This window comes from Rhodovulum sp. PH10 (assembly GCF_000293785.1).
In the GTDB taxonomy this organism is placed as follows: Bacteria; Pseudomonadota; Alphaproteobacteria; order Rhizobiales; family Xanthobacteraceae; genus Rhodoplanes.
Genome location: NZ_AKZI01000075.1, coordinates 1 through 24091, shown reverse-complemented (window position 1 = coordinate 24091; position 24091 = coordinate 1). Strand labels below are relative to the sequence as shown.

Genomic DNA, 24091 nt, shown 5'->3' with positions numbered 1-24091 from the left:
TTCGGCGACCCTCAGGATGAGGTCATAGTTTCCCGCCGCTGGTATCACATGATCAGAGATCGTGCGTCTCGGTGCGGGAGGGCCCGTGCGGGGCGACGAGGTCGCGCTGCGGCTCGGGCAACGGCTCGCCGCGATCGCGGAACCGGTTGGTGATCGGGTAGCGGCGGTCACGCCCGAAATTCTTCAGCGTCACCTTCACGCCCGGCGCCGCCTGCCGGCGCTTGTACTCGGCGACGTTGAGCATCCGCTCGACCCGCGACACCATCGCCGCGTCGAAGCCATCGGCGACGATCTTTGCGATCGGCTCCTCGCGCTCGACCAGGCGCTCCAGCACCGCATCGAGAATGTCGTAGGGCGGCAGCGAATCCTGGTCGGTCTGGTTTTCGCGCAGCTCCGCCGTCGGCGGGCGGATCATGATGTTGTCCGGGATCACCCGCCCGTCGGGCCCGAGCGCGCCCTCCGGCTTCCACGTGTTGCGCAGCCAGGCGAGCCGGTAGACCTCGGTCTTGTAGAGGTCCTTCAGCGGATTGAAGCCGCCGTTCATGTCGCCGTAGAGGGTGGCGTAGCCACACGACATCTCCGACTTGTTGCCGGTCGTCACCACCATCAGGCCGAACTTGTTGGAGACCGCCATCAGGATCACGCCGCGGGCGCGGGCCTGAAGGTTTTCCTCCGTGACATCGCGGGCAAGCCCGTCGAACAGCGGCGCGACGGCAGCCTCGAGCCCTTCCACGGCGGGAGCGATCGGCACCACGTCGTAGCGCACGCCCAAGGCCTCGGCGAGCTTTGCCGCGTCGCCCTTGGAATCCTCCGAGGTGTAGCGGTACGGCAGCATCACGCAGCGCACCCGCTCGGCGCCGATCGCATCGACCGCCATCGCCGCGCACAGCGCGGAATCGACGCCACCCGACAAACCGATCACCACGCCCGGAAAGCGGTTCTTCTCCACGTAGTCGCGTAAACCCAGCACGCAGGCGGTGTAGTCGGTGCGGTCGCCGTCCTCCTCCTGCGGCGCGATCGGCCCGTCCACCGAATGCCAGCCCTCGGCACCGCGCTCGAAAACCACCGTCTCGACGCATTCGCGAAAGGCCGGCAGACGGAAGGCGAGCGAGCGGTCGGCATTGAGCCCGAACGAGGCGCCGTCGAAGACGAGCTCGTCCTGGCCGCAGATCTGGTTGACGTAGAGGAGCGGCAGGCGGCTCTCGGTCACCCGCGCCACCACCACGTTGAGGCGCACCTCGTCCTTGTCGCGGCTGTAGGGCGAGCCGTTCGGCACCAGCAGAAGCTCGGCCCCGGTCTCGGTGAGGCACTCGACCACGTCCTCGTAGTCGCCCCACTCGGTCCAGATGTCCTCGCAGACGGGAATGCCGATCCGCACCCCGCGAAAGCTCACCGGTCCCGGCGGCTGGCCGGCGGCAAATACCCGGCGCTCGTCGAACACGCCGTAGTTCGGCAGGTTCACCTTGTAGCGCACCGCCGCGATCCGGCCGCCGTCGAGCAGACAGTAGGCGTTGTAGAGCTTGCCGTCCTCCGCCCAGGGGGTGCCGACCAGCACCGCCGGGCCACCGTCCGCGGTCTCGCCGGCGAGCGCCTCGACCGCCGCGCGGCAGGCCGACTGGAAGGCCGGCTTGAGCACCAGATCCTCCGGCGGGTAGCCGGCGACGAACAACTCGGGAAACGCGACGAGGTCCGCCTCGAGGGCCGCAGCCTCGCGCCGCGCCTGCCGGACTTTTGCGGTGTTGCCGTCGACGTCGCCCACGGTCGGGTTGAGCTGGGCGACCGCGATGGTCAGGCGGTCGGCAGGTCGATCGGCAGGTCGGTCGGGACGGGCAGCGGCACGGTCGGTCATGAAGGACGATCTAGAGCATTTCTCGGCCCGCTGGGAAGCGGTTTGCAGCGGCAGCAACGCTCGCCATGCCGGCAGCGCATGTGACCGCGCCGCGAAATCGGGGGTTTAGAGCCCGTTTGGGAACTCCGACGGGGCTGCGCCGGAGCCGCTTTCGCCGATCCGGCAGGAGCCGATCGAGGCGCGTACCGGGGAGTACGTGCGAGATCGGCGACGAACCGGGCGGCCGAAAGCGGCCCGGCCTTTCAGGTTGCGGGGCCGCAACGCAGCCCGCGTCCGAGTTTCCAAACGGGCTCTTAGGCCCGAACGACGCCCGGTCCGCCGCCCGAGAGCCGGCGAAATCCCGGCGTCCGGCCCCGCTCCGGACGTGCGACCGATTGGACGTCGTGGCGCCCGCATTGATCTCCCTCAAAGTTGTCGCCCGCACCTCTACGTACCGTTCCGAGCATCAACGAAAAACACAAGTCGAGCCGGCGACGATCCTCGTCGTTCAGGCCCGGCCCGGAGGAAACATCATGGCTCACATCGTCGTTCTCGGCGGTGGCATCGGCGGCATCTCCTGTGTCTACGAGCTGAAGCAGGCGATCCGTCCCGACGACCGCATCACGCTGGTCTCCGACAAGCCGTTCTTCCAGTTCACCCCGTCGAACCCGTGGGTGGCGGTGAAGTGGCGCACCAAGGCCTCGACCACCATCGAGCTGGCGCCGCTGATGGCCAGGCACGGCATCGGCTTCTCGGCCGCCGGCGCCGCGAAGGTGCACCCCGAGGAGAACCGCGTCGCGCTCGGCGACGGCTCCTCGCTCGCCTACGACTATCTGGTGATCGCCACCGGCCCGGAGCTGGCGTTCGACGAGATCGAGGGGTTCGGCCCGGCCCACCACACCAAGTCTGTGTGCGACGTCGACCACGCGGTGGAGGCGAACGACCCGTGGGAGGCGTTCTGCAAGAAGCCGGGGCCGATCGTGGTCGGCGCGGCACAGGGCGCGTCGTGCTTCGGCCCGGCCTACGAGACGGCGTTCATCATCGACGCCGATCTCCGCAAGCGCCAGATCCGCGACAAGGTGCCGATGACCTTCGTCACCGCCGAACCCTATATCGGCCATCTCGGCCTCGGCGGTGTCGGCGACACCAAGGGCTTGCTCGAGTCGAAGCTGCGGCAGTTCCACATCAAGCCGATCACCAACGCCAAGGTCGACCGGTTCGAGGACGGCACCGCTCACGTGACCCAGCTCGACGACGACGGCAACGTGAAGAAGACCCACGCGCTGCCGTTCGCGTTCGCCACCATGATCCCGGCGTTCCGCGGCGTCGCGGCGGTGCGCGGGGTCGAGGGGCTGGTCAATCCGCGCGGCTTCGTGATCGTCGATTCCCACCAGCGCAACCCGACCTATCAGAACGTGTTCGGGGTCGGCGTGTGCATCGCCATCCCGCCGATCGAGGAGACGCCGGTGCCGCTCGGCGTGCCGAAGACCGGCTACATGATCGAGTCGATGGTCACCGCCACCGCGCTCAATATCGGCCAGCTCCTGCGCAACCAGCAGCCGACCCACGAGGGCACCTGGAACGCCATCTGCCTCGCCGATTTCGGCGACAACGGCATCGCCTTCGTCGCGCTGCCGCAGAACCCGCCGCGCAATGTCAGCTGGGCGCGCAGCGGCCGCTGGGTGCACGTCGCAAAAATGGCGTTCGAGCGCTACTTCATGCGCAAGGTGCGAACCGGCGTCACCGAGCATTATTTCGAGAAGGCGGTGATGCAGCTCCTGTCGATCGGCAAGATCAAGGAGCCGGCGGCGTAGGCGGGAGCGGCGCGGAACGGCGAGTAGCGAATGGCGAATGGCGAGTGGTCCCGGCCGCTCGCCTTCGCCTGCCCTATTCGCTATTCCCTACTCGCTATTCGCCCTCGCCTCGCCTACTCGCTACTCGCCATTCGCCACTCGCCCCTTTTCACCCCACCCGCACCAGCTGCTTGCCCAGATTGGCGCCGGTGAGGAGCCGCAAGAAGGCTTCGGGCATACGCTCGATGCCGTCGAGCACGTCCTCGCGGAAGCGCAGCTTTCCGGCCTTTTGTAGCGCGGCGAGCCGCGTCACCGCCTCGGCGTGGCGGTGCCACCAGTCGAACACCAGAAAGCCGGAGACGGTCGCCCGCGCCACCAGCACGTGGCCGTTGAAGCGCTGGCCGATGTCCGGCCCCGGCTGCGAGCTGACCGCGATCCGCCCACAGATCACCACCCGGGCATGGAGCGCGAGGTTTTTCATCACCGCGTCGTGGATCGGCCCGCCGGTGTTGTCGAAGAAGACGTCGACGCCGTTCGGGCAGGCCTCGCGCAGCGCGGCGCAGAGATCGGCCGTCGCGCGGTGGTCGATCCCGACGTCGAAGCCGAGCTCCTCGCACCAGGCGAGCTTTTCCGGGCTGCCGGCGATCGCCACCACCCGGCATCCCGCCGCTTTGGCGAGCTGGCCGACGATCTGGCCGACCGCGCCGGAGGCCGCCGACACCACCACCGTGTCGCCCGGCCGCGGACGGCCGACGTCGAGCAGCCCGAAATAGGCGGTGAGCCCCGGCATGCCGAGCCACGAGAGCGAGCTCTCGATCGGCGCGAGCGCCGGGTCGACCTTCCGCACGCCGTCCGGCCCGCTGCCGCCCGGTGCCAGCACGGCAAATTCCTGCCAGCCGAACCCCATGGTCTCGGCGATGTCGCCCGGCGCCCACGCCGGGTGGTTCGAGGCGACCACCTCGCCGACCGCGCCGCCGCGGATCACCTCGCCGATCTCGACGCCCTTGGCATAGCTCTTCGAGCGGCCGATCCGCCCGCGCATGTAAGGATCGACCGACAGGTACCGGGCTTTTACCAAAATCTCGCCGGGCCCCGGCACGGGAACCGGGGTGGTCTCCAGCGTGAAGCAGGAGGCATCGGGCATCCCCTCGGGATGCTTTGCGAGCAGCCAGCGGCGATTGACGGTGTCGGTCATGCGGAATCCGGGGGAAAGGTCGGCCGGGGCATCGGAGCCGTGCGCCGACCGGTGGCCGCCGGGTCCGGGCGGCGCGGAGGCATTTACGACTATGCGCGAAGGGGATCCGGCGCAAGCCGGGCGGGCCCGGTTGCCGCAGACGCGACTCACACCGGCCCAGACATTTACAAACGAAATATTGCCAAAACGCCCCCGAACGAAGAAAACAGAAGAACCTTTCGGCGAGGACCTCGACGTCGCCGCCTCGTATAAGTAGAAGTGCGTCAGTAATGCAGATACTGTACTTTCCGGTACACGAAGTTCTGGAATACGACGACCTGAAGCTGTTCCGCAGCCTCGGTCACTCGGTCTTCAGCCTCGGAAAGTTCGGCCAGCCCGACCACCCGGTCGCGCTGCGCGACGCGCACGACGCGCACGCCGCGGCCGACCACCTCCACGCCTTCCTGCAGTCCCGCCGGCTGGTGAACGGCGTCCCCGCCCTCGGGCGCGCGTTCGTCGACCGGTTCGATCTCGTGGTGATCAACCACGACTCGCAGCTCGTCGCGGTCAATCGCGCCGCCCTCGCCGGCAAGCCGGTGATCTGGCGGACGGTCGGCCAGGCACGGCGGAGCCTCGAGAGGACCGCGTGGAAGGCCGGGCGCAACCTGTTCGTCGCCCGCTACTCGCGGCGCGAGGCGATGCTGCCGGGCATGATGCCGGACGACGCGGTGGTCTATTTCGGCAAGGAGCCGGACGAGTACGGGCCGTGGAGCGGCGCCGACCGGCGGGTGCTCACCTTCTACAACGGCACCGACCGGGCGGACGCGATCCCGAAGGCCGGCGAATACGCGGCGATCGTCGAGGGCTTTCCGGCCGACCTGTACGGGCGCGCCAACGACGGTCTGCCGACCGCCCGCGGCATCGCCCCGCCCGATCTGCAACGCGAGCTGTTTCGCCGCTGCGGCCTCTATCTCTACATCCACAGCGAGCTCGCCTCCTACACGCTCAACTTCATGGAGGCGTTGATGTCCGGTGCGCCGGTGCTGGCGCCGTCCGCCCGCTTCGTCGCCGCCCGCGCGCGCGACCCCAACTGGCACCCGCTGCGCTACGAGATCGAGGAGCTGTTGGCGGGCGGCGCCGGGCTGATCTACGATTCGGTCGAGCAGGCGCGCGAGCTGATCGGCAAGGTTTTGGACGGCACCATCGATGCCACGGCGATCTCGGCGGCGGGACGCCGGCGGGCGCTCGAGCTGTTCTCCAACGAGGCGGTGCGGCCGCACTGGGCCGCCGCGCTGGCCCGCGCCGCGGCGGCGCCGCGCTTCTCCGACCGCGCCCGCGCCACCAGCCTCGGCCTGCGGCTGACCGCCGGCTTGCGGGCGTTTCGCGCCGGTCGCGCGACATTGCCGCCCGAGGTCCGCCCGGCGTGAGACGGACGCCGCCGGACGGAGGGCGGACGAGCCGGCGGAAGTCCGGCCGCGCGACACGTCGCCCGCCGGAATCGCGAGCATTTCCATAAGGTTTCATGAACTCGTCGGGAGTCATGGTCGGTCCGTCGTCACCCCAACGATGAGAGGCCGATGTTCATTCGAAAAGCCGTTCGCACCTGTCTCGCCGCCGTCCTCGCCGCGGCGATGGCGAGTGCTCCCGCCGCCGCCTGCACCGGCATCATGCTGCATGCGAAGGACGGCACCGTCGTGCACGGCCGGACGCTCGAGTTCGGCACGCCGGTCGAGACGTCGGTCGCGGTGGTGCCGCGCGGCCAGAAATTCACCGGCAGCACGCCGCTCGGCGACGGCATGAGCTACACGGCGAAATACGGCGCCGTCGGCACGATCACCTACCAGAACGTCAACGTGGTCGACGGCGTCAACGAGGCCGGGCTCGCGGTCGGCACGTTCTATTTCCCGAGCTTTGCCACATACACCCCGGCGACCGCCGAGAACCGCGCCAAGGGCCTTTCGCCGATCGACTTTCCCAACTGGCTGCTGGTCCGCTTCGCGACCGTCGACGAGGTGAAGGACGCGCTCGCCAAAAATGCCGCCGTGATCACCCCGACGGTGATCGACCGGTGGGGGTCGGAGCCGCCGCCCTTCCACTACGTGGTGTACGACAAGACCGGCAAGAGCATCGTCGTCGAGCCGATCGACGGCCGGCTGGTGGTGCAGGACAACCCGCTCGGCGTGTTCACCAACTCGCCGTCGTTCGACTGGCACATGACCAATCTGAGGAACTACGTCGCGCTCGATCCGCGCAACGTGCCGCCGGTCAACATCGGCCGGGAGACGCTGGCGCCGCTCGGCCAAGGCAGCGGCATGCTCGGCCTGCCGGGCGACTTCACCCCGCCGTCGCGCTTCGTGCGGGCCGCGGTGTTCAGCGCCACTGCGTTGCCGTCCGCCACCTCGCCGGAGGCGGTGCTGCAGGTGTTTCACATCCTCGACAATTTCGACATCCCGATCGGCGTCGCGCGCGAAACCAGCGACGGCGTGATGCACACCGACTCGACGCTGCTCACGGTCGCCCGCGACCCGCAGACGCTGCGCTACTATTACCGCAGCTACGAGGACCAGACGATCCGCATGGTCGACCTGAAGCAGTTCGACCTCGACGCGAAGACGGTGAAGACCATGAGCACCAAGGGCACCCAGCCGGTGGTGGACATGAGCACCCGGCTGAAGTGAGCTTTTTTCTCCGCGCTTCGGCGCCTGCTCTCCGGCGCGCCTCTCCTCCGGCATCGCGCGATGCCGGAGCGAGCGTAGCCCGGATAGAGCGCAAGCGAAATCCGGGGTTGTTGCGACAGAAACCCCGGGTCTCGCTTCCGCTCGACCCGGGCCACGAGGCTCTGCCGGACCCGCACGGTGCGAGACGGAAAATACCTGAATTCCAGTGATTTCGGCGCCGTTGGTGGGCGGTGACGGGCTCGAACCGCCGACCCTCTCGGTGTAAACGAGATGCTCTACCGACTGAGCTAACCGCCCCTGGGAGTCCTTAGCGCCGGAGGCTTGCCGGATGCAAGGGCACCCGGGCACGCGTGCCGGCGTCCTCGTACCCTGACGTGCGTGCCGGTTCGCGTGTCACCACCCGCCCGCGCCCGGCGCCATCCGGCCGGAAAAAACATCCCCTCCGGGCGAGCCGGACGAGCGACGGCCGGTCCCGCGAGCGGAGCCGGCCGCGAAAAAAGCTCACTCCTTGACGACCGAAATGTCCGGCGCGTCGGGGCGCTTCATGCCGACCACGTGGTAGCCGGCATCGACGTGGTGCACCTCGCCGGTCACCCCTCGGGAGAAATCGGACATCAGGTAGACCGCCGCGTCGCCGACCTCGTCGGTGGTCACGGTGCGCTTGAGTGGCGAGTTGTACTCGTTCCACCGCAGGATGTAGCGGAAGTCGCCGATCCCGGAGGCGGCCAGCGTCTTGATCGGCCCGGCCGACACCGCGTTGACGCGGATCGCCTTCTCGCCGAGGTCGGCGGCGAGGTAGCGCACCGACGCCTCGAGCGCCGCCTTCGCGACGCCCATCACGTTGTAGTGCGGCATCCACTTCTCGGCGCCGTAATAAGTGAGCGTGAGAATGCTGCCGCCGTTCGGCATCAGCTTCTCGGCGCGCTGGGCGATCGCCGTCAGCGAGTAGCAGCTGATCAGCATCGTCTTCGAGAAGTTGTCCGCCGAGGTGTCGACGTAGCGCCCGTCGAGCTCGTCCTTGTCCGAGAAGGCGACCGCGTGCACCACGAAGTCGATCGTTCCGAACGCTTCGCGCGCGGCTTCGAACACGGCGTCGATGGTGTCCGGCTCGGTCACGTCGCAATGGCCGATCACCCGCGCGCCCAGCTCGGCGGCGAGCGGCTCGACCCGCTTCTTCAGAACGTCACCCTGGTAGGTGAAGGCGAGCTCGGCGCCCTGCGCACGGGCCGCCTTGGCAATTCCCCAGGCGATCGAACGATTGTTGGCAACACCAAAAACGATTCCGCGCTTGCCGCGCAGAAGCCCTGCAGTATCCGGCATGGTGATCCTCTGAGCAGCCGGGAGACCGGCGCGGCGCAGCTATGGCACAGCGGTCCGGGAGCGGCAAGGCGGAGGTGCCGGGAGATGCGGTGATCGGCTTGCACCACCCAGCGGCGCGGCGCCGGAACACGCAGGGCGCGAAACCGCATCCTCTCACCGCCTCGCGCGGAAAAACTCCCGCAACAGCGCCGCCGCCTCGGTCTCGCAAAGGCCCGGATAGACGTCCGGCCGGTGGTGGCAGGTCGGCGAGGCGAAGAAGCGCACGCCGTGCTCCACCGCCCCGCCTTTCGGGTCGGCCGCCCCGTAATACAGCCGGCGGATGCGGGCGAACGAGATCGCCGCCGCGCACATCGCGCACGGCTCGAGGGTGACCCACAGGTCGCAGTCGACCAGCCGCTCGGAGCCGAGCACCGCCGCCGCCGCGCGGATCGCGAGAATTTCGGCGTGCGCGGTCGGGTCGCGATCGGCGAGCGTCCGGTTTCTCGCGCGCGCCAGCACCCGGCCGTCCTTCACCACCACGCAGCCGACCGGCACCTCGCCGGCCGCCGCCGCCGCACGCGCCTCGGCCAGCGCGAGCTCCATCGGCGACATCATCGCTCGTTCCCGCCGGCGAACTCTGCTATCAGCCCCGCAACATCCAACACGAACGAGACCATGCCCCGCAAAACCTCCGACCAGGGCGACGCGCCCGAGCGCGCTCCGCCCGCGACCGATAATCCGACCGACGGCGAGCGCATCGCCAGCGCCGAGGGCGAGCGCATCGCCAAGGTGATCGCCCGCGCCGGCCTCGGCTCGCGCCGCGACGCCGAGATGATGATCGCCGAAGGCCGCGTCAGCGTGAACGGCAGCGTCATCGTCTCGCCGGCCCTCGACGTGACCCCCGCCGATACGATCGTCGTCGACGGCACCCCGTTGCCGGCGCGCGAGCGCACCCGCCTCTTCCTCTATTACAAGCCGGTCGGGCTGGTCACCACGAGCTTCGACCCCGAGGGCCGGCCGACCATCTTCGAGTCGCTGCCGGAAGGCTTGCCGCGGCTGATCAGCGTCGGCCGGCTCGACATCGCCACCGAAGGCTTACTGCTGCTCACCAACGACGGCGGCCTCGCCCGCATGCTCGAGCTGCCGGCGACCGGCTGGCTGCGCCGCTACCGGGTGCGCGCCCACGGCTCGGTGGATCAGCAAGCGCTCGACGGCCTGCGCGACGGGCTCGAGGTCGACGGCGTGCAGTACGGCCCGATCGAGGCGACGCTCGACCGCGCCCAGGGCGCCAATGTCTGGCTCACGATCGCGATCCGCGAGGGCAAGAACCGCGAGGTCCGCAACGTGCTCGACACGCTCGGCCTGCAGGTCAACCGGCTGATCCGGGTGTCCTACGGGCCGTTCCAGCTCGGCGAGCTGATGGAGGGCGACGTCGACGAGGTGAAGACCCGCATCCTGCGCGATCAGCTCGGCGAGCGGCTCGCGGCCGAGGCCGGCTGCGATTTCACGGGGCCGATCACCGCACATGCCGAGCCGGCCGGCGCCCGCCGCGAGGCGACGCGCGAAAGGCCCGGGCGAGAGCGGCCGGAGCGCGACGGCCCTGCCCGCAAGAGCTCGCCGCGCGAGCGTGTCGAACGCGCGCGCGCGCGGCTCACCGGCGGGCGCGACGATCGTCCTCGCGGCGACGACCGCCCGCGGGGCGACGATCGCCCGCGCGGTGGCGACCGGCCGCTGCGCGGCCGCCGGTTCGACCGCCGCCCCAACCGCGACGAGCAGGAGCCGATGGGCCGGCCGCGGCGCGGCAATGCCTGGCGGTCCGACGACGCGCCGCTCAGCCGCCACTACAAAGGCGGCCGCGACAAGCCGACGATCCGCGAGGAGGAGCCGACCGGCACCAAGCGCACCGGCAAGCTCACCGACCGCAAGGGCCGGGCCGTCGAGGTCGAGCGCTATGGCGAGGCGCCGAAACCCGCCCGCGAGGAGCGCCCGCGGCGCGAGGGATTTGGACGGCCGGCACGCGGGGACCGTCCGGATCGGGGAGAGCGACCGGATCGGGGGGAGCGTCCGGCCCGGCGGTTCGACCGCCCGGCCGGCGGCAAGCGGTTCGGCGAGGATCGCGCCGAGGGTCGGCCGGAGCGTGCCGCGGGACACGGCGATCGCCCGTTCCGCGCCCGCAGTGACGACGCCCCGCGCGGCAAGCGCCCGTTCGGGGATCGCCCGCGTGGGGACCGGCCGTTCGGGGACCGGCCGCGTGGCGATCGTCCCTTTGGTGACCGCCCGCGTGGTGACCGGCCCTTCGGCGATCGCCCGCGTGGCGACCGGCCCTTCCGTGACCGGCCCGATGGTGACCGTCCGCGCCGCGACGGCCCCCGCACCGAGGGACCGCGCACCGAGGGGCCGCGCGCCGAGGCGCCGCGGCGGGAGCGGCCGGAGGGCGCCAGGCCGTTCGTCAAGCGCGACCGCCCGTATACCCCGCGCGGCGACAGGCCGCCCCGCGAGGGTACGGGCGAGCGGCCGCGGTCCGATCGTCCGCGCGGCGAGCGCGCGTTCGGCGGCGAGCGCCGTGGCGACAAGCCGTTCGAGAAGCGGCCGGGCGGCGGCGGAAAGCGGTTCGGCGACAAGCCGGGCGGCTTCCGGCGCGACGACGGTCCGGGCGGAAAGCGTTTCGGCGGAAAGCCGGGTGGCGGACCGCGGGGCGAACGCTTTGGTGGCGAACGCTCGGGTGGTGAGCGGAGCGGCGGCGAACGAGGTGGCAGGCCGGGTGGAAAACCGGGCTTCCGCGGCGGCGCCGGCAAGTCGTTCGGCGGCGGAAAATCGTTCGGTGGCGGAAAATCGTTCGGAAAATCCTCGCCCAGCGGACGGCCCGGACGACCCTCCGGTGGCGGCGGCGGCCGCGGTGGCCCGCGGCCCGGCGGCAAGCGTCCTCCGCGTGACGCCTGATGCGCATCGTCGGCGGACATTTGCGTGGGCGCACGCTCGCGCATCCGAGGTCGGCAGCGATCCGCCCGACCTCGGACCGCCTACGTGAATCGTTGTTCAACATTCTTGCGCACGCCTATGACGACCCGATCGCGGACGCTCGCGTCCTCGATCTCTTCTCCGGCACCGGCGCGCTCGGCCTCGAGGCCCTGTCGCGCGGTGCCGCGTTCGTGCTGTTCGTCGACGACGGCGCCGAGGCCCGCGCGCTGATCCGCCAAAATGTCGAGACGCTCGGGCTCGCCGCAAAGAGCCGCATCTTTCGCCGCGATGCGACGAAGCTCGGCGCGGCGCATCCGCTCGCGCCGTTCTCGCTCGCCTTCCTCGATCCGCCCTACGGAAAAAACCTCGCCGCCCCGGCGCTGACGGCGGCCCGCGCCGGCGGCTGGCTCGCTCCCGACGCGTTGGTGGTGGTGGAGGAATCCGCCACCGCAGGCTTCGCCGCCCCCGACGGCTTTCGCGAGCTGGAGCGCCGCCGCTACGACGACAGCGAGATCGTTTTTCTGAACGTCACCGGCTGACGCCGAAGGTGGATCAGCCCCTCCCCTCGTCCTCGGCGATCATCCGCTCGACCACCGATGCCAGCCGCGGAAAGCTGTCGGTGACCACCCGCCACAGCACCCGCGGCTCGACCCGCTGGTACTCGTGGCGGAGAATGTTCGCCATGCCGTTCAGCGCCTGCCACTCGACCTCCGGATAGCGGGCGGTGAGATCCTTCGGCAGCGCTTTCGCCGCCTCGGCGACGATCAAGATCGCCCGCTCGGTGGTCCGCACCATCCAATAGGTCGCAGCAAAATTCGAATAGTCGGTCTCGCCGAGGGCCGCCGTCAGGCCGGCGATCTCGTCGCGGATGTGGGCGAGCCGGGCGCGCGGCGAGGCGGTCGGGCTCATCAGAACACGCGGATGGCGTCGCGCTCGGCGGCCGCCCGGACGTAGCGCGACAGGCCGTCGCGCGTGCCGTAGCCGATCTCCCGCTCGGGGATCGCGGTGCGGATCGCGTCATAGGCGCCGGTGAAGTGGGAGAGCGCGAAGAACTCGTCCGAGGCGGGCTCGACGAACACGTCGACGTCGGAGCGGGCGCCCGCCTCGCCGCGGGCGAACGAGCCGAACAGATAGAGCGCGGCGACGCCGTGGGCGCGCAGCGCCGGCTCGACCGACCTCAGCCTCGCGATGACGTCGTCCCGCGTCATGCGCCGAGGATAGCGGATCCCGCCCGGCCCGTCAGGCGCCCTCACCGCCGGCCGAACAGGCGCTCGATGTCCGACAGGCTCAAGGACACGTAGGTCGGCCGGCCGTGGTTGCACTGGCCGGCGTTCGGGGTGTCCTCCATCTCGCGCAGCAGCGCGTTCATCTCCTCCGGCTTGAGCCGACGGCCGGCGCGCACCGAGCCGTGGCAGGCCATGGTGGCGGCGACGTGCAGGAGGCGCCGCTCGAGCGGCAGCGAATCGTCCCACTCGGCGAGGTGCTCGGCGAGGTCGGTGACGAGCCCGCGCACGTTCGTCCGGCCGAGCAGGGCCGGGGTCTCGCGCACCGCCACCGCCCCGGGGCCGAACGCCTCCAAAACCAGCCCGAAGCGGGCGAGCTCGTCGGCGCGCTCGGCGAGGCGCGCCACGTCGGCGTCGTCGAGCTCGACGATCTCCGGCACCAAGAGGAGCTGGCGGGCGATGCCGCCGGCTTCGAGCGCCGCCTTCATCCGCTCGTAGACGATCCGCTCGTGGGCGGCATGCTGGTCGACGATGACGATGCCCTCGCGGGTCTGGGCGACGATATAGGTCTCGTGGAGCTGCGCCCGCGCCGCGCCGAGCGGGCGGTCGAGGTTTTCCGCAGAGGCCCCCTCCTCCACGGTCGCGAGCGACGCCCGCGCGTCGGCCGAGGGGCCGCCGACGTCGAACGCCGCCTGCACCGCCTCGGCAAGCCCCGGCGCCGACCCGGGCTCGGCGAGCGTGCCGCCGGAGGAAAAACTCGACGCGAACGGCCGCGCCGGCGAGGCCCGCCAGTCCCAGCCACGGGCCGGCATCGGCGCGCCGGTCCGCTGGAAGGCGGCGACGGTGGCGCTGCCGCCGGTCGAGGCGGCACGGCCCGCCTCGCGGCCGAGCGCATCCAAAAGCGCCCGCACGATGGTCGCCCGCACCAGGCCGGCGTCGCGGAACCGCACCTCGGCTTTGGCCGGGTGGACATTGACGTCGACCTCGTGCGGATCGACCGTCACGAACAGCGCCACCACCGGATGGCGGTCGCGCGAGAGGGTGTCGGCATAGGCCGCCCGCACCGCGCCGACCAACAGCTTGTCGCGCACCGGCCGGCCGTTGACGAAGAGATATTGCGCGAGCGAGTTCGCCTTGTTGAAGGTCGGCAGCCCGGCGAAGCCTTCCACCGCCAAGCCGTCGCGGCCACCCCTGACCGGCACCGCATTGGCGACGAAGTCGCGGCCGAGCACGTCGCCGAGCCGAGCCAGCCGCCCGGCACCCGGCAGATCGGCACCCGCCAGACCGGCCCCCGGCAGACCGGCCTCGGGAAGCGCCGCCGTCCAGGTGACCGGTGCGCGCTCCTCGCCGGCCAGCGTGAAGGCGACGTCCGGCCGGCTCATCGCGAGGCGGCGCACCACGTCGCGGATCGCCTCGGTCTCGGTGCGCTCGGCCTTGAGGAACTTGAGCCGCGCCGGCGTGGCGAAGAACAGGTCCCGCACCTCGACCCGAGTGCCGCGCGTGAGCGCCGCCGGAGCCGGCTCGCCCTTGACACCGCCCTCGACGGTGATCGCCCAGGCGTGCGGCTCGCTCGCGTGCCGAGAGGTGATGCAGAGCTTGGCTGCGGCGCCGATCGACGGCAAGGCCTCGCCACGGAAGCCGAGGGTGGCGATCGCCAGAAGATCCTCGTCGTCGAGCTTGGAGGTGGCGTGCCGCTCGACCGCCAGCGCGAGGTCGGCGCGGACCATGCCGCAGCCGTCGTCGGTGACGGTGATGCGGCGCCGCCCGCCGCCTTCCGAGAGCACGTCGATCCGGGTCGCGCCGGCGTCGAGCGCGTTCTCGACCAGCTCCTTGACCACGCTCGCCGGGCGCTCGACCACCTCGCCGGCGGCGATGCGGTTGACCACGGCTTCGGGCAGCTGCCGGACGGGCATCGGGCGACTCGGGGGTTGCGAACGGAACGAGGCGGCAGTCTAGCCGATCCCGGCTCATACGGCTGCGCCTCTGAACGGACTGGGACCTCATGGTGAGGGCGCTCCGCAGGAGCGCGTCTCGAACCATGAGGCCCCAAGGCTCCGATGCTCCGGCGCCGAGGCCGTCCTCGCCCTTCGAGACGGCCGCTTCGCGGCCCCTCAGGGTGAGGACGGACAAAGGTTCGTTCAATGACGCGGCGGCATCACTCCTCCGGGCGGCCCTGGCGCAGGCTCTTGATCGAGCCGCGGCGCTTCTTGGCGTCGACCCGGCGCTCCTTGGAGGCGCGCGTCGGCTTGGTCGGGCGGCGCGGGGTCGGCCGCACCGCCGCCTGGCGGATCAGCTCGACGAGGCGCTCGCGGGCGTCCTCGCGGTTGCGCTCCTGGGTGCGGAAGCGCTGGGCGGTGATCACCAGCACGCCCTCGCCGGTGAGCCGGCTGCCGGCGAGCTTCATCAGGCGGATCGCGACGTCGTTCGGCAGCGCCCGCGAGCGGCGCACGTCGAAGCGCAGCTGCACCGCGGTCGCCACCTTGTTGACGTTCTGCCCGCCCGGCCCGGAGGCGCGGACGAAATCCTCGACGAGCTCGGCCTCGTCGATCGCGATGGTGTCGGTGACCCGGATCATGCCGGCCTTTTACGGGGGAGACGGCGCCGGGTCGAGCCGGATCGGCATGCACCCGCAGCGGTGCCTTTTCACCACCCTCCCGTGCGGACCCGGAAAGAATCCCCTTCTCCGCCGAGCGCCGCCCCGTTAGGCTCGCTTCATCCGGAGACCACCATGACCCCCGCTCCTCCGTCGACCGACCGGTTCTGGCCGGCGGTGCTCGCTGCGCTCGGCGCGATGTATGTCGGCATCGGCCTCGCCCGCTTCGCCTACACGCCCCTCCTGCCGGCGGTGATCGCGGCCGGCTGGTTCCCGGCCGACCAAGCGGCCTATCTCGGCGCCGCCAATCTCGCCGGCTATCTCGCCGGCGCGCTCGCCGGGCGAAGGCTCGCGGTGCGCTGGTCGACCGCGGTGGTCGGCCGCACGATGATCCTCGCCACCGCCGCGAGCCTGTTCGCCTGCGCCGTGCCGGTGTCGTTCGCCTGGTTCTCCGCCTGGCGGTTCCTATCGGGCGTCACCGGCGGCGTGCTGATGGTGATCGCCGCGCCGGCCGCACTGCGGATCGTGCCGCCGGAGCGGCGCGGGCTCGCGAGCGGGGTGATCTTCACCGGCGTCGGGCTCGGCATCACCTCGTCCGGCGTGTTCGTGCCGCTGCTGCTCGGCCTCGGCCTGCGCGAGACCTGGGCGACGCTCGGTCTCGTCACGCTCGCGATCGCCGCCGCGAGCTGGCGGTTCTGGCCGCCCGAGGCCGGCGCCGGCGAGCTCGCCGCGCGGCCGGAAAGCCCCGCCTGGCCGGCGGCGGCGACCGCGCTGGTCTGCCTCTACGCGCTGGTCGCGGTCGGGCTGGTGCCGCACATGGTGTTCCTGGTCGCCTATGTCGCGCAGGGGATCGGCGCCGGCATCGCGGCGGGCTCGGCCTATTGGGTGCTGTTCGGGGTGGGCGCGAGCGTCGGCCCGTCGTTGTTCGGCCAGCTCGCCGACCGGCTCGGCGTGTCGCGCACGCTCGCCCTCGCGCTCGCCGCGCAGATCGCCGCGGGCGTGCTGATCCTGACCTCGACCGCGCCCCCCGCGCTCGCCGCCTCGAGCTTTTTGGTCGGCGCCTTCACGCCCGGCTGCATTCCGCTGATCCTCGGGCGGATCCGCGAGATCTTCCACGATCCGGTGCGCCAGCAGACCGCCTGGGGCCGCGCCACCATGATCTTCGCCGTGACCCAGGCGGCCGCCGGCTACGCGCTCTCGGCGGTGTTCGCGCACGGCGCGTATCATCTGCTGTTCGGGATCGGCGCCGCCGCTTTTACGCTCGCGCTGCTGCTCGAACTCGGCCGCGCGCTTCTCGCCCGCCGGCTCGCCCGCCTCTGACGGTCCACCGTCGACGGTCGACAGGCGCGCGCACGAAAAAAACGGCCCGCGCCGGAGCGCGGGCCGTCTTTCTCCACCGGCCGGGCCGGCGGATCAGTCCTTCTTGAGCTGGCTGTAGGCCTCGGCGACGTGGGCCGAGTACATCACGCTCGGGCCGGCGCCCATATAGATCGCCATGCCGAGCGTCTCCATGATCTCGTCCTTGGAGGCGCCCTGCTCGATCGCCGCCTTGGTGTGGAAGGCGATGCAGTCGTCGCAGCGGATCGCCACCGCGATGGCCAGCGAGATCAGCTCCTTGGTCTTGGTGTCGAGCGCCTTCGGGGCGAGCGCCGCCTGCGCCATCGCCGAGAAGCCCTTCATGACGTCGGGTGCGCCGCCGCGCAGATCCTTCAGGCTGACGCCCAGCTCCTTCATCATCTCGGGCCAGTTGGTCTTCACGAAACTTCTCCTGTGATTTTCTTCGGGTCTCGATGGTCGTTCCGCCGTCCGCCGACCCGGGTCGTCGCGGCGGGTATTCGTCGTCTCCTCGGCCGGGCGGCCGGACCGGCCCACCGCACGCCGCCTACCGTACGCCGCCCACCGCACCCCGGTGCCCGCGCGAGCGGTGCGGCCGGCGGGATCGTGACGACCGTGCGGGAGCGGGCGAGCCGGATCAGTCGAACGCGCAGCCCGGCTTCACCCCGGCCTTCCGGAAGACGATAGCCGCGGGGCAGAATCCGGTGAAGGCCGCCTGCAGCATATTGGCTCCGACAAAAGCGGTGAGCAGCAACCACCACGGACTGACGAGCGCCGCGAGCGCGGCGCTGACGAGCACCATGGTGCCGGCGAGTGCGAGAACGGCACGGTCGATGGTCATGGATGTTGCTCCTGCCGATGATCGATTGTCGACGCGGTTTTCGCGGCGATCGCCGGGTGCGATCGCCTGTTGCCTCGATACCCGTTGTTGCATATATTCGCAACTATGAAATCGTCGACCCCCGACCTGATGTCCGCGGCGGACGACGCCTGCACCCTGCTGCGGGCGCTGGCGAGCCCGCACCGTCTGATGATGGTGTGCGCGATGCTCGACCGCGAGCGCAGCGTCGGCGAGCTCGCCGAGACGCTCGGCATGCGGATCGCCAACGTGTCGCAGCATCTCACGCTGTTGCGCAAGGACGGGCTCGTCACCGCGCGCCGCGACGGCCAGACCGTGTGGTACGCGATCGCCAGCCCCGCCGCGCGCGAGCTGCTCGGCACCCTGCACCGCCTCTATTGCACGCCCGCGCCGGTGTGCCCGGCTCCCTCCGCCGACAGCCGCCCGCGCCTGCGCAAGAACCCACGTCCGGAAAGAAGGATCACCCGATGAGTCCGCCCCCCTCGCGCGCGATTCTGCTCGCGCTCGCTCTGGCCGCTCTTCTGGCGAGCCCCGCCGCCGCCGCGCCGTTCACCGTGAAAGTCCACCCGGTCGCCGACGAGAAGGCGGTGTTCGCGACGGTGGAGAGCGCCGATGTCGTGCCGGCCCGCGCCCGCATTCCCGGCACCGTGGTGCGGCTCGAGGTGAAGGAAGGCGACCAGGTCTCGCAAGGCCAGTCGATCGCCACCGTCGGCGACGACAAGCTGATGCTGCAGATGAACTCACTCGACGCGCAGATCGCCGGCCTGAAGGCACAGCTCGCCCAGGCCGAGGTCGATCTCCAGCGCACCCAGAGTTTGTTCGACAAGGGCACGGTGGCGCGCTCGCGGCTCGACGAGGTGCGCACCGCCTACAATGTCGCGAGCAACGCGATGAAGGCGCGCACCGCCGAGCGCTCGGTGATCGAGCAGCAGCTCGCCGAAGGCAACGTCCTGGCGCCGACCGCCGGCCGCGTGCTGACCGTGCCGGTGACGCCGGGCACCGTGATCATGGCGGGCGAGACGGTCGCGCGGATCGCCGAGGCGAACTTCGTGCTGCGGCTGCGCGTGCCGGAGCGCCACGCGCGCTTCCTGAAGGTCGGCGAGACCATCCGGCTCGACGGCACGCCGCTCGGCAAGGAGGAGGCGCAGTTCGGCACCATCCGCCTGATCTATCCGCAGATCGAGGACGGCCGCGTGGTCGCCGACGCCGCGGTCGCCGGGCTCGGTGACTACTTCGTCGGCGAGCGCATCCGGGTGTGGGTGTCCGCCGGCGAGCGGCCGGCGATCGTGGTGCCGGCGAGCTACGTCTCGACCCGGTTCGGCATCGACTACGTGAAGCTCGCGCGCGACGGCGAGACGCCGATCGACGTGCCGGTGCAGCGCGGGCGGGTGATCCAGAAGCCGGACGCGCCGGACGCGATCGAGATTCTCTCCGGTCTCGCCGACGGCGACGTGCTGGTGGCGCCATGAGCGGCACGGGGGACAAGGTGGGGGGCAAGGTGAATCTCGGACTGTCCGGTCGGCTGACGCAGGCGTCGATCCGCTCGCCGCTGACGCCTTTGTTTCTGCTCGCCGCGCTGGTCGCCGGCCTTTTTGCGCTGGTGTCGATCCCGCGCGAGGAGGAGCCGCAGATCAGCGTGCCGATGGTCGACATACGCATCAATGCCGACGGCCTGAAGGCCGCCGATGCAGTGGAGCTGGTGACCAAGCCGCTCGAGACGATCGTGAAAAGCATCGACGGCGTCGAGCACGTCTACAGCCAGACCCAGGACGACCGGGTGATGGTGACCGCCCGCTTCCTGGTCGGCACCAAGGCGGAAGACGCGATTTTGCGTGTGCACGAAAAGATCCGGGCGAATTACGACCGCATCCCGGCCGGCATTCCGGAACCGCTGATCGTCGGACGCGGCATCAACGACGTGGCGATCCTGACGCTGACGCTCGCGCCGAAACCGGCGGCAGCCAGTCGCTGGACCGACAAGGACCTTTACGAACTCGCCGACAAGCTGCGCGCCGAGCTGATGAAGGTCGACGATATCGGCCTCACCTACATCTCCGGCGGCAACCCGCAGCAGATCAGGGTGGAGCCCGATCCGGAAAAGCTGTCGCTTTACGGCGTGACCCTCGCCCAGCTGGTCGGCAAGGTGAAGAACGCCAACCGGTCGTTCCTCGCCGGCGAGGTGCGCGATGCGGGCCTCGTGCGCACCGTCGCCGCCGGGCAGACGCTGCAAGGCGTGCCGGACATCGGGCTGCTGCTCCTCACGACACGTGACAACCGCCCGGTCTATGTGCGCGACGTCGCCTCGGTGATCGTCGGCCCGAGCCCGCGCGAGCATCGCGTGTGGATGGAGGCACCGGACAAGAGCGCGCCGGACGGCGCGTGGAGCCGCACGCCCGCGGTCACCGTCGCCTTCGCCAAGCGCGCCGGCGCCAATGCCGTGCTGGTCTCCGAGCATCTGCTGAACCGCCTCGACACCGTGCGGCCGCGGCTGATCCCCGGCGACGTGACCGTCACCGTCACCCGCGACTACGGTGAAACCGCGAGCGAAAAGGCCGACGAGCTGTTCTTTCACCTCGGGCTCGCCACCGTGTCGATCGTGATTCTGATCGCGCTGGCGATCGGCTGGCGCGAGGCGATCGTCACCGCGATCGTGATCCCGACCACCATCCTGCTCACGCTGTTCGCCGCCAATCTGATGGGCTACACCATCAATCGCGTGAGCCTGTTCGCGCTCATCTTCGCGATCGGCATTCTGGTCGACGACGCCATCGTGATGGTGGAGAACATCGCCCGCCATTGGGGCATGGCCGACGGTCGCTCGCGCGACCGCGCGGCGATCGAGGCGGTGGCGGAGGTGGGCAACCCGACCGTCATCGCCACCCTCACGGTGGTCGCGGCGCTGTTGCCGATGCTGTTCGTGTCGGGCCTGATGGGCCCCTATATGGCGCCGATCCCGATCAATGCCTCGGCCGCGATGCTGTTCTCGTTCTTCGTCGCGGTGGTGGTGGCGCCCTGGCTGATGGTGAAGCTCGCGCCGAGGAACCCGGCCGACCTCGCGCACGGCCACGACGGCGGAAGGCTCGGCCGCCTCTATCGAAGCTTCGCCGCCCCGGTTGTGCGCAACCGCTGGACCGCCTGGATGTTTCTCGGCGGCGTCGGGCTCGCGACCATCGCGGTGTGCACGCTGTTCGCGTTCCGCGCCGTCACGGTGAAGCTGTTGCCGTTCGACGACAAGTCCGAGCTGTCGGTGATGGTCGATCTGCGTGAGGGTGCGAGCCTCGAGGCGACCGAGCGCACGCTGATAAAGATCGCCGAGATCGCCAAGAAAATCCCGGAAGTGCGCGACATGCAGCTCTATGCCGGCACGCCGGCGCCGTTCAACTTCAACGGCCTCGTGCGGCACTATTACATCCGTGAATCGCCGGAGCTGGGCGAATTGCAGATCAATCTCTCCGCCCGGCACGACCGCTCGCGGCCGAGCCACGCCATCGCGCTCGATCTGCGCGAGCGGCTGAAGGCGCTCGAGGTGCCGGACGGCGCCGTTGTCAAGGTGGTGGAGGTGCCGCCCGGCCCGCCGGTGCTGGCGACGCTGCTCGCCGAGATTTACGGCCCCGACGCAGAAACCCGCCGCGCGGTGGTGGACGAGACCAAGAAGCTGTTCGCCAAGGTGCCGTACGTGGTCGACATCGACGACTCGCTCGGCGACCCGCAGCCGCGGCTTCGCATCGCGATCGATCAGGACCGGCTGGAGTTCTTCGGCGTCGAGCAGGGCGACGTCTACGACGCCCTGCAGGCGCTGCTCGGTGGCATCACGGTCGGCTACTCGCATCGCGGCGAGAACCGCAACCCGATCGAGATCTCGGTGCGGTTGCCGAAGAGCCGGCTCGCCTGGTCGGAGGCGCTCGCTTCGACGCCGATCCCGGCGAACAGCGTGCCCGGCAACAAGGCATGGGTCGAGCTCGGCGACGTGGTGCGCGTCACGCAGGAGACCGGCTCGCCGCTGATCTTCCGCCACAACGGCCGCTTCACCGACATGGTGACGGCCGAGCTCGCCGGCGCCTTCGAGGCGCCGATCTACGGCATGCTGGACGTCGCGAAGGAGATCGACGCGCACGACTGGGGCGCCTTGCAGAAGCCCGCCATTCTGCTGCACGGCCAGCCGGTCGACGAGAGCAAGGCGTCGCTGCTGTGGGACGGCGAGTGGGAGATCACCTACGTCACCTTCCGCGACATGGGGGCGGCGTTCGGCGCGGCGCTGGTCGGCATCTTCATCCTGGTCGTCGTGCAGTTCGGCTCGTTCAAGCTGCCGCTCGTCATCCTCACGCCGATCCCGCTGACGCTGATCGGCATCGTGCTCGGGCACTGGCTGCTCGGCGCGGCCTTCACCGCCACCTCGATGATCGGCTTCATCGCGCTCGCCGGCATCATCGTGCGCAACTCGATTTTGCTGGTCGACTTCATCCGGCACGGCGCCGGACACGGCAAGACGTTGCGTGAGGTGCTGCTGGAAGCCGGCGCGGTGCGCTTCAAGCCGATCCTCCTCACCGCGCTCGCGGCGATGATCGGCGCCGCCACCATCCTGCTCGACCCGATCTTCCAGGGGCTCGCGATCTCGCTCCTGTTCGGCCTCGCCTCCTCCACGCTGCTCACCGTGCTGGTGATCCCGGCGATCTATGTGGTGCTGCGCGACGCCGACCGGGTGACCGGCACGCCGCCCGACGCCGGGAACGACGAGACCGCCGCGCCGGCGCACTGACGCCGCCCGCGGACCGGAAAGCCGGAAACGAAAACGCCGCCGGAGAGTTTCCGGCGGCGTTTGTCTTCGAGCGAGCCGATCGACGCCACGGGCGCGGCGTGTCGAGCCTTTCGCAGGGGACAGCGCGAAAACCGAGGCCAGCGCAGGGTTGCGGTCCGCCACGCCTTGTGCGAGAAGCCGGCGAGGCGGCGCGGCCCCTGTCGGGCCCGCGGTGTCGTTGCATGCGGGCAAGCCCGGCGCCCTTTCGGTGCCGCAAGGCCGCCGACGACCCGAGCCGCCGAAGACTTCCGCCCGGTGCGGACCGCGGGTGTAGCTCAATGGTAGAGCAACAGCCTTCCAAGCTGATGACGAGGGTTCGATTCCCTTCACCCGCTCCATCCTCAAAGGCCTGATTTCCTAGCGAATCCGCGGCCCGCTCGACCGGCCTCCACCGCACGGTGACGGCCGCGGCGTGCGGGTGACCGTGACCGCGCCCCCCGCCGGCCGGCGGGGGCCGAGCGTCCTCGTCCGCGTCGCACCGCCCGGCATCGGCACCATGGCCGACCCGCAGGAGTTGCATGTCGGTACTGCATTGCGGCGACGCAATCGCAGCAACGGCCATGCAACCGAAGACGTGCTGCATCGCAGTGTCAACATCCCTGTCTGTCCAGGCGCCGGACCACCCTGTGTTGTTTAAGGATTTCTTGGGTTGTCCGCCTCATGATCTACGCTCTTGGTCGAACTTGACGGCGCTTCCGATTCTATTACTGATCCTGCCTCTCATCGTCTGTGACAGGAGACCCCCGATGAACGACAAGCCCTGCGAATCCGAACTGCCGAGCCCGGTGCTCGCGCTGCTCGACACCTTCCGCCGCTCGCCCGACGCCGTGTCGGAGCGCGCGCAGGCCACGCTGCTCGCCTTCGGCCTGGTCGATCTCGACCGCCGGGCGGCCGAGTCCCGTCCGGCCGCACAGTGACGGCCCTTCGGTCCCGTGCCGCCGGATCGTCCGCACCGGCCGGCCGCGGCACGGGAACCGTATGTTCGTCCGTCGACTGTCGTCCTCGCCGCGAGCCTCGGCCGGTGACAGGACAGTTCGGCACGGCATTGTGCCGGCCGTGACATCCGGACGTTTCAGAACCTCCCGAGCGAGCAAGCGTTCGAACGAAACCGGCCGGCCGGACAAGGCCGCGCTCGAAGTTTCGGCGACCGCCCCCGAGCCCTTCCGGCCCGAATCGCGCCCGCCGCGGCGCGCGCTCTGCCCCGAGTCCCCCCGCCCCCACTCGCCTCGCCCCGCCCTGCGGGCGATCGGGCGGCACCAAGCGTTGCCGAAAAGCGATGCCGGAAAGTCACACGGCCGTCACGAAACTGGCGAACGCGGGGTCGTCCGCGTCGACCCGAAAATGCGGAAATTTTTCCCGCACCGCGACGCCGCAGCGCCCGCCGCGCGTCCTTTCACCGCCCCGCAGGGCCGCCATTCGATCCTGCAGCGCACACCGAACCAAAGAGTTCCGCACGTTTTCCGCGCATCGAGTCGAGCATGTGAGGGCGCGTGAGGGCGCGTGAACGCCGTAAGCGTCGTTTTGGCCCCACCTTCTGCGGATGGTCGTGAGGGCGG

The 24091-nt window shown here is 70.3% G+C and carries 21 protein-coding genes and 2 tRNA genes; 11 read left to right on the top strand and 12 right to left on the bottom strand.

Translation table 11 applies throughout. From position 1 onward, the window contains the following. Positions 1 to 52: 52 nt before the first annotated feature. A complete protein-coding gene (locus tag A33M_RS13050) occupies positions 53 to 1849 on the bottom strand; it encodes an NAD+ synthase (protein WP_083850449.1) in 1797 nt (598 codons plus the stop codon). Between the two features lie 512 nt (positions 1850 to 2361). Between A33M_RS13050 and A33M_RS13045 the strand changes: the two genes are divergently transcribed. Further along, a complete protein-coding gene (locus tag A33M_RS13045; protein ID WP_040620506.1) occupies positions 2362 to 3642 on the top strand; it encodes an NAD(P)/FAD-dependent oxidoreductase in 1281 nt (426 codons plus the stop codon). A gap of 148 nt (positions 3643 to 3790) precedes the next feature. On the opposite strand, the gene A33M_RS13040 is transcribed toward A33M_RS13045, so the two are convergent. After that, positions 3791 to 4816, bottom strand: a complete 1026-nt coding sequence (locus tag A33M_RS13040) for an NADP-dependent oxidoreductase (protein WP_008387824.1) — start codon at positions 4814 to 4816, stop codon at positions 3791 to 3793. 269 nt (positions 4817 to 5085) lie between these two features. On the opposite strand from A33M_RS13040, the gene A33M_RS13035 reads away from it, so the two are divergent. Together A33M_RS13035 and A33M_RS13030 are read left to right on the top strand one after the other, a co-directional pair. Further along, positions 5086 to 6222: a glycosyltransferase gene (locus A33M_RS13035; RefSeq protein WP_008387821.1), complete on the top strand. Its 1137-nt coding sequence runs from the start codon at positions 5086 to 5088 to the stop codon at positions 6220 to 6222. Between the two features lie 150 nt (positions 6223 to 6372). After that, positions 6373 to 7473 carry a linear amide C-N hydrolase gene (locus tag A33M_RS13030; RefSeq protein WP_008387819.1) on the top strand — a complete coding sequence of 367 codons (1101 nt, stop codon included), beginning with the start codon at positions 6373 to 6375 and terminating at the stop codon, positions 7471 to 7473. Between the two features lie 221 nt (positions 7474 to 7694). Here the strand turns inward: A33M_RS13030 and A33M_RS13025 are convergent. The 3 genes from A33M_RS13025 to A33M_RS13015 all read right to left on the bottom strand — a co-directional run bounded on the left by A33M_RS13025 (position 7695) and on the right by A33M_RS13015 (position 9387). Beyond that, positions 7695 to 7770 (bottom strand) — tRNA-Val (locus A33M_RS13025). A 204-nt stretch (positions 7771 to 7974) separates the two neighbouring features. Further along, on the bottom strand, positions 7975 to 8793 hold the full coding sequence (gene fabI, locus A33M_RS13020) for an enoyl-ACP reductase FabI (RefSeq protein WP_008387817.1): 819 nt from the start codon (positions 8791 to 8793) through the stop codon (positions 7975 to 7977). Positions 8794 to 8946: 153 nt separating this feature from the next. Further along, positions 8947 to 9387, bottom strand: a complete 441-nt coding sequence (locus tag A33M_RS13015) for a nucleoside deaminase (RefSeq protein ID WP_040620504.1) — start codon at positions 9385 to 9387, stop codon at positions 8947 to 8949. A 60-nt stretch (positions 9388 to 9447) separates the two neighbouring features. On the opposite strand from A33M_RS13015, the gene A33M_RS25250 reads away from it, so the two are divergent. Then, positions 9448 to 11712, top strand: coding sequence for a pseudouridine synthase (locus A33M_RS25250; protein ID WP_008387814.1), 2265 nt, complete (start codon positions 9448 to 9450; stop codon positions 11710 to 11712). Continuing rightward, positions 11712 to 12269 (top strand): 16S rRNA (guanine(966)-N(2))-methyltransferase RsmD, encoded by a 558-nt coding sequence (gene rsmD, locus A33M_RS13005; RefSeq protein ID WP_008387811.1) that lies wholly within the window; start codon positions 11712 to 11714, stop codon positions 12267 to 12269. Before A33M_RS25250 ends, rsmD begins: the two co-directional genes overlap by 1 nt. Before the next feature lie 13 nt (positions 12270 to 12282). On the opposite strand, the gene A33M_RS22430 is transcribed toward rsmD, so the two are convergent. The 4 genes from A33M_RS22430 to arfB all read right to left on the bottom strand — a co-directional run bounded on the left by A33M_RS22430 (position 12283) and on the right by arfB (position 15528). Beyond that, entirely contained in the window at positions 12283 to 12639 is a 357-nt protein-coding gene (locus tag A33M_RS22430; protein WP_008387809.1) for a HepT-like ribonuclease domain-containing protein, read from the bottom strand. Next, a complete protein-coding gene (locus A33M_RS12995; RefSeq protein ID WP_008387807.1) occupies positions 12639 to 12938 on the bottom strand; it encodes a DNA processing protein DprA in 300 nt (99 codons plus the stop codon). The genes A33M_RS22430 and A33M_RS12995 overlap by 1 nt, the downstream gene beginning before the upstream one ends. A gap of 41 nt (positions 12939 to 12979) precedes the next feature. Further along, entirely contained in the window at positions 12980 to 14866 is a 1887-nt protein-coding gene (gene mutL, locus A33M_RS12990; RefSeq protein WP_008387804.1) for a DNA mismatch repair endonuclease MutL, read from the bottom strand. A 242-nt stretch (positions 14867 to 15108) separates the two neighbouring features. Further along, positions 15109 to 15528: an alternative ribosome rescue aminoacyl-tRNA hydrolase ArfB gene (arfB, locus tag A33M_RS12985; RefSeq protein WP_008387802.1), complete on the bottom strand. Its 420-nt coding sequence runs from the start codon at positions 15526 to 15528 to the stop codon at positions 15109 to 15111. A 153-nt stretch (positions 15529 to 15681) separates the two neighbouring features. On the opposite strand from arfB, the gene A33M_RS12980 reads away from it, so the two are divergent. After that, positions 15682 to 16866: a YbfB/YjiJ family MFS transporter gene (locus tag A33M_RS12980; protein WP_008387800.1), complete on the top strand. Its 1185-nt coding sequence runs from the start codon at positions 15682 to 15684 to the stop codon at positions 16864 to 16866. A 93-nt stretch (positions 16867 to 16959) separates the two neighbouring features. On the opposite strand, the gene A33M_RS12975 is transcribed toward A33M_RS12980, so the two are convergent. Together A33M_RS12975 and A33M_RS12970 are read right to left on the bottom strand one after the other, a co-directional pair. Beyond that, on the bottom strand, positions 16960 to 17304 hold the full coding sequence (locus tag A33M_RS12975) for a carboxymuconolactone decarboxylase family protein (protein WP_008387799.1): 345 nt from the start codon (positions 17302 to 17304) through the stop codon (positions 16960 to 16962). Positions 17305 to 17518: 214 nt separating this feature from the next. Next, complete coding sequence (locus tag A33M_RS12970; RefSeq protein ID WP_040620503.1) at positions 17519 to 17722, bottom strand: YgaP family membrane protein; 204 nt, start codon at positions 17720 to 17722, stop codon at positions 17519 to 17521. Between the two features lie 129 nt (positions 17723 to 17851). Between A33M_RS12970 and A33M_RS12965 the strand changes: the two genes are divergently transcribed. The 5 genes from A33M_RS12965 to A33M_RS23955 all read left to right on the top strand — a co-directional run bounded on the left by A33M_RS12965 (position 17852) and on the right by A33M_RS23955 (position 23452). Continuing rightward, complete coding sequence (locus A33M_RS12965; protein WP_202801880.1) at positions 17852 to 18211, top strand: ArsR/SmtB family transcription factor; 360 nt, start codon at positions 17852 to 17854, stop codon at positions 18209 to 18211. Beyond that, positions 18208 to 19209 (top strand): efflux RND transporter periplasmic adaptor subunit, encoded by a 1002-nt coding sequence (locus A33M_RS12960; protein WP_008387793.1) that lies wholly within the window; start codon positions 18208 to 18210, stop codon positions 19207 to 19209. The genes A33M_RS12965 and A33M_RS12960 overlap by 4 nt, the downstream gene beginning before the upstream one ends. Beyond that, positions 19206 to 22496, top strand: a complete 3291-nt coding sequence (locus A33M_RS12955; protein ID WP_202801879.1) for an efflux RND transporter permease subunit — start codon at positions 19206 to 19208, stop codon at positions 22494 to 22496. Before A33M_RS12960 ends, A33M_RS12955 begins: the two co-directional genes overlap by 4 nt. Positions 22497 to 22799: 303 nt before the next feature. Next, a tRNA-Gly gene (locus A33M_RS12950) sits at positions 22800 to 22873 on the top strand. A gap of 408 nt (positions 22874 to 23281) precedes the next feature. After that, a complete protein-coding gene (locus A33M_RS23955; RefSeq protein ID WP_008387789.1) occupies positions 23282 to 23452 on the top strand; it encodes a hypothetical protein in 171 nt (56 codons plus the stop codon). Positions 23453 to 23822: 370 nt separating this feature from the next. On the opposite strand, the gene A33M_RS24970 is transcribed toward A33M_RS23955, so the two are convergent. Beyond that, positions 23823 to 24091 (bottom strand): hypothetical protein (locus A33M_RS24970; protein WP_237718373.1); only part of this gene is annotated, 269 nt, incomplete at its 5' end.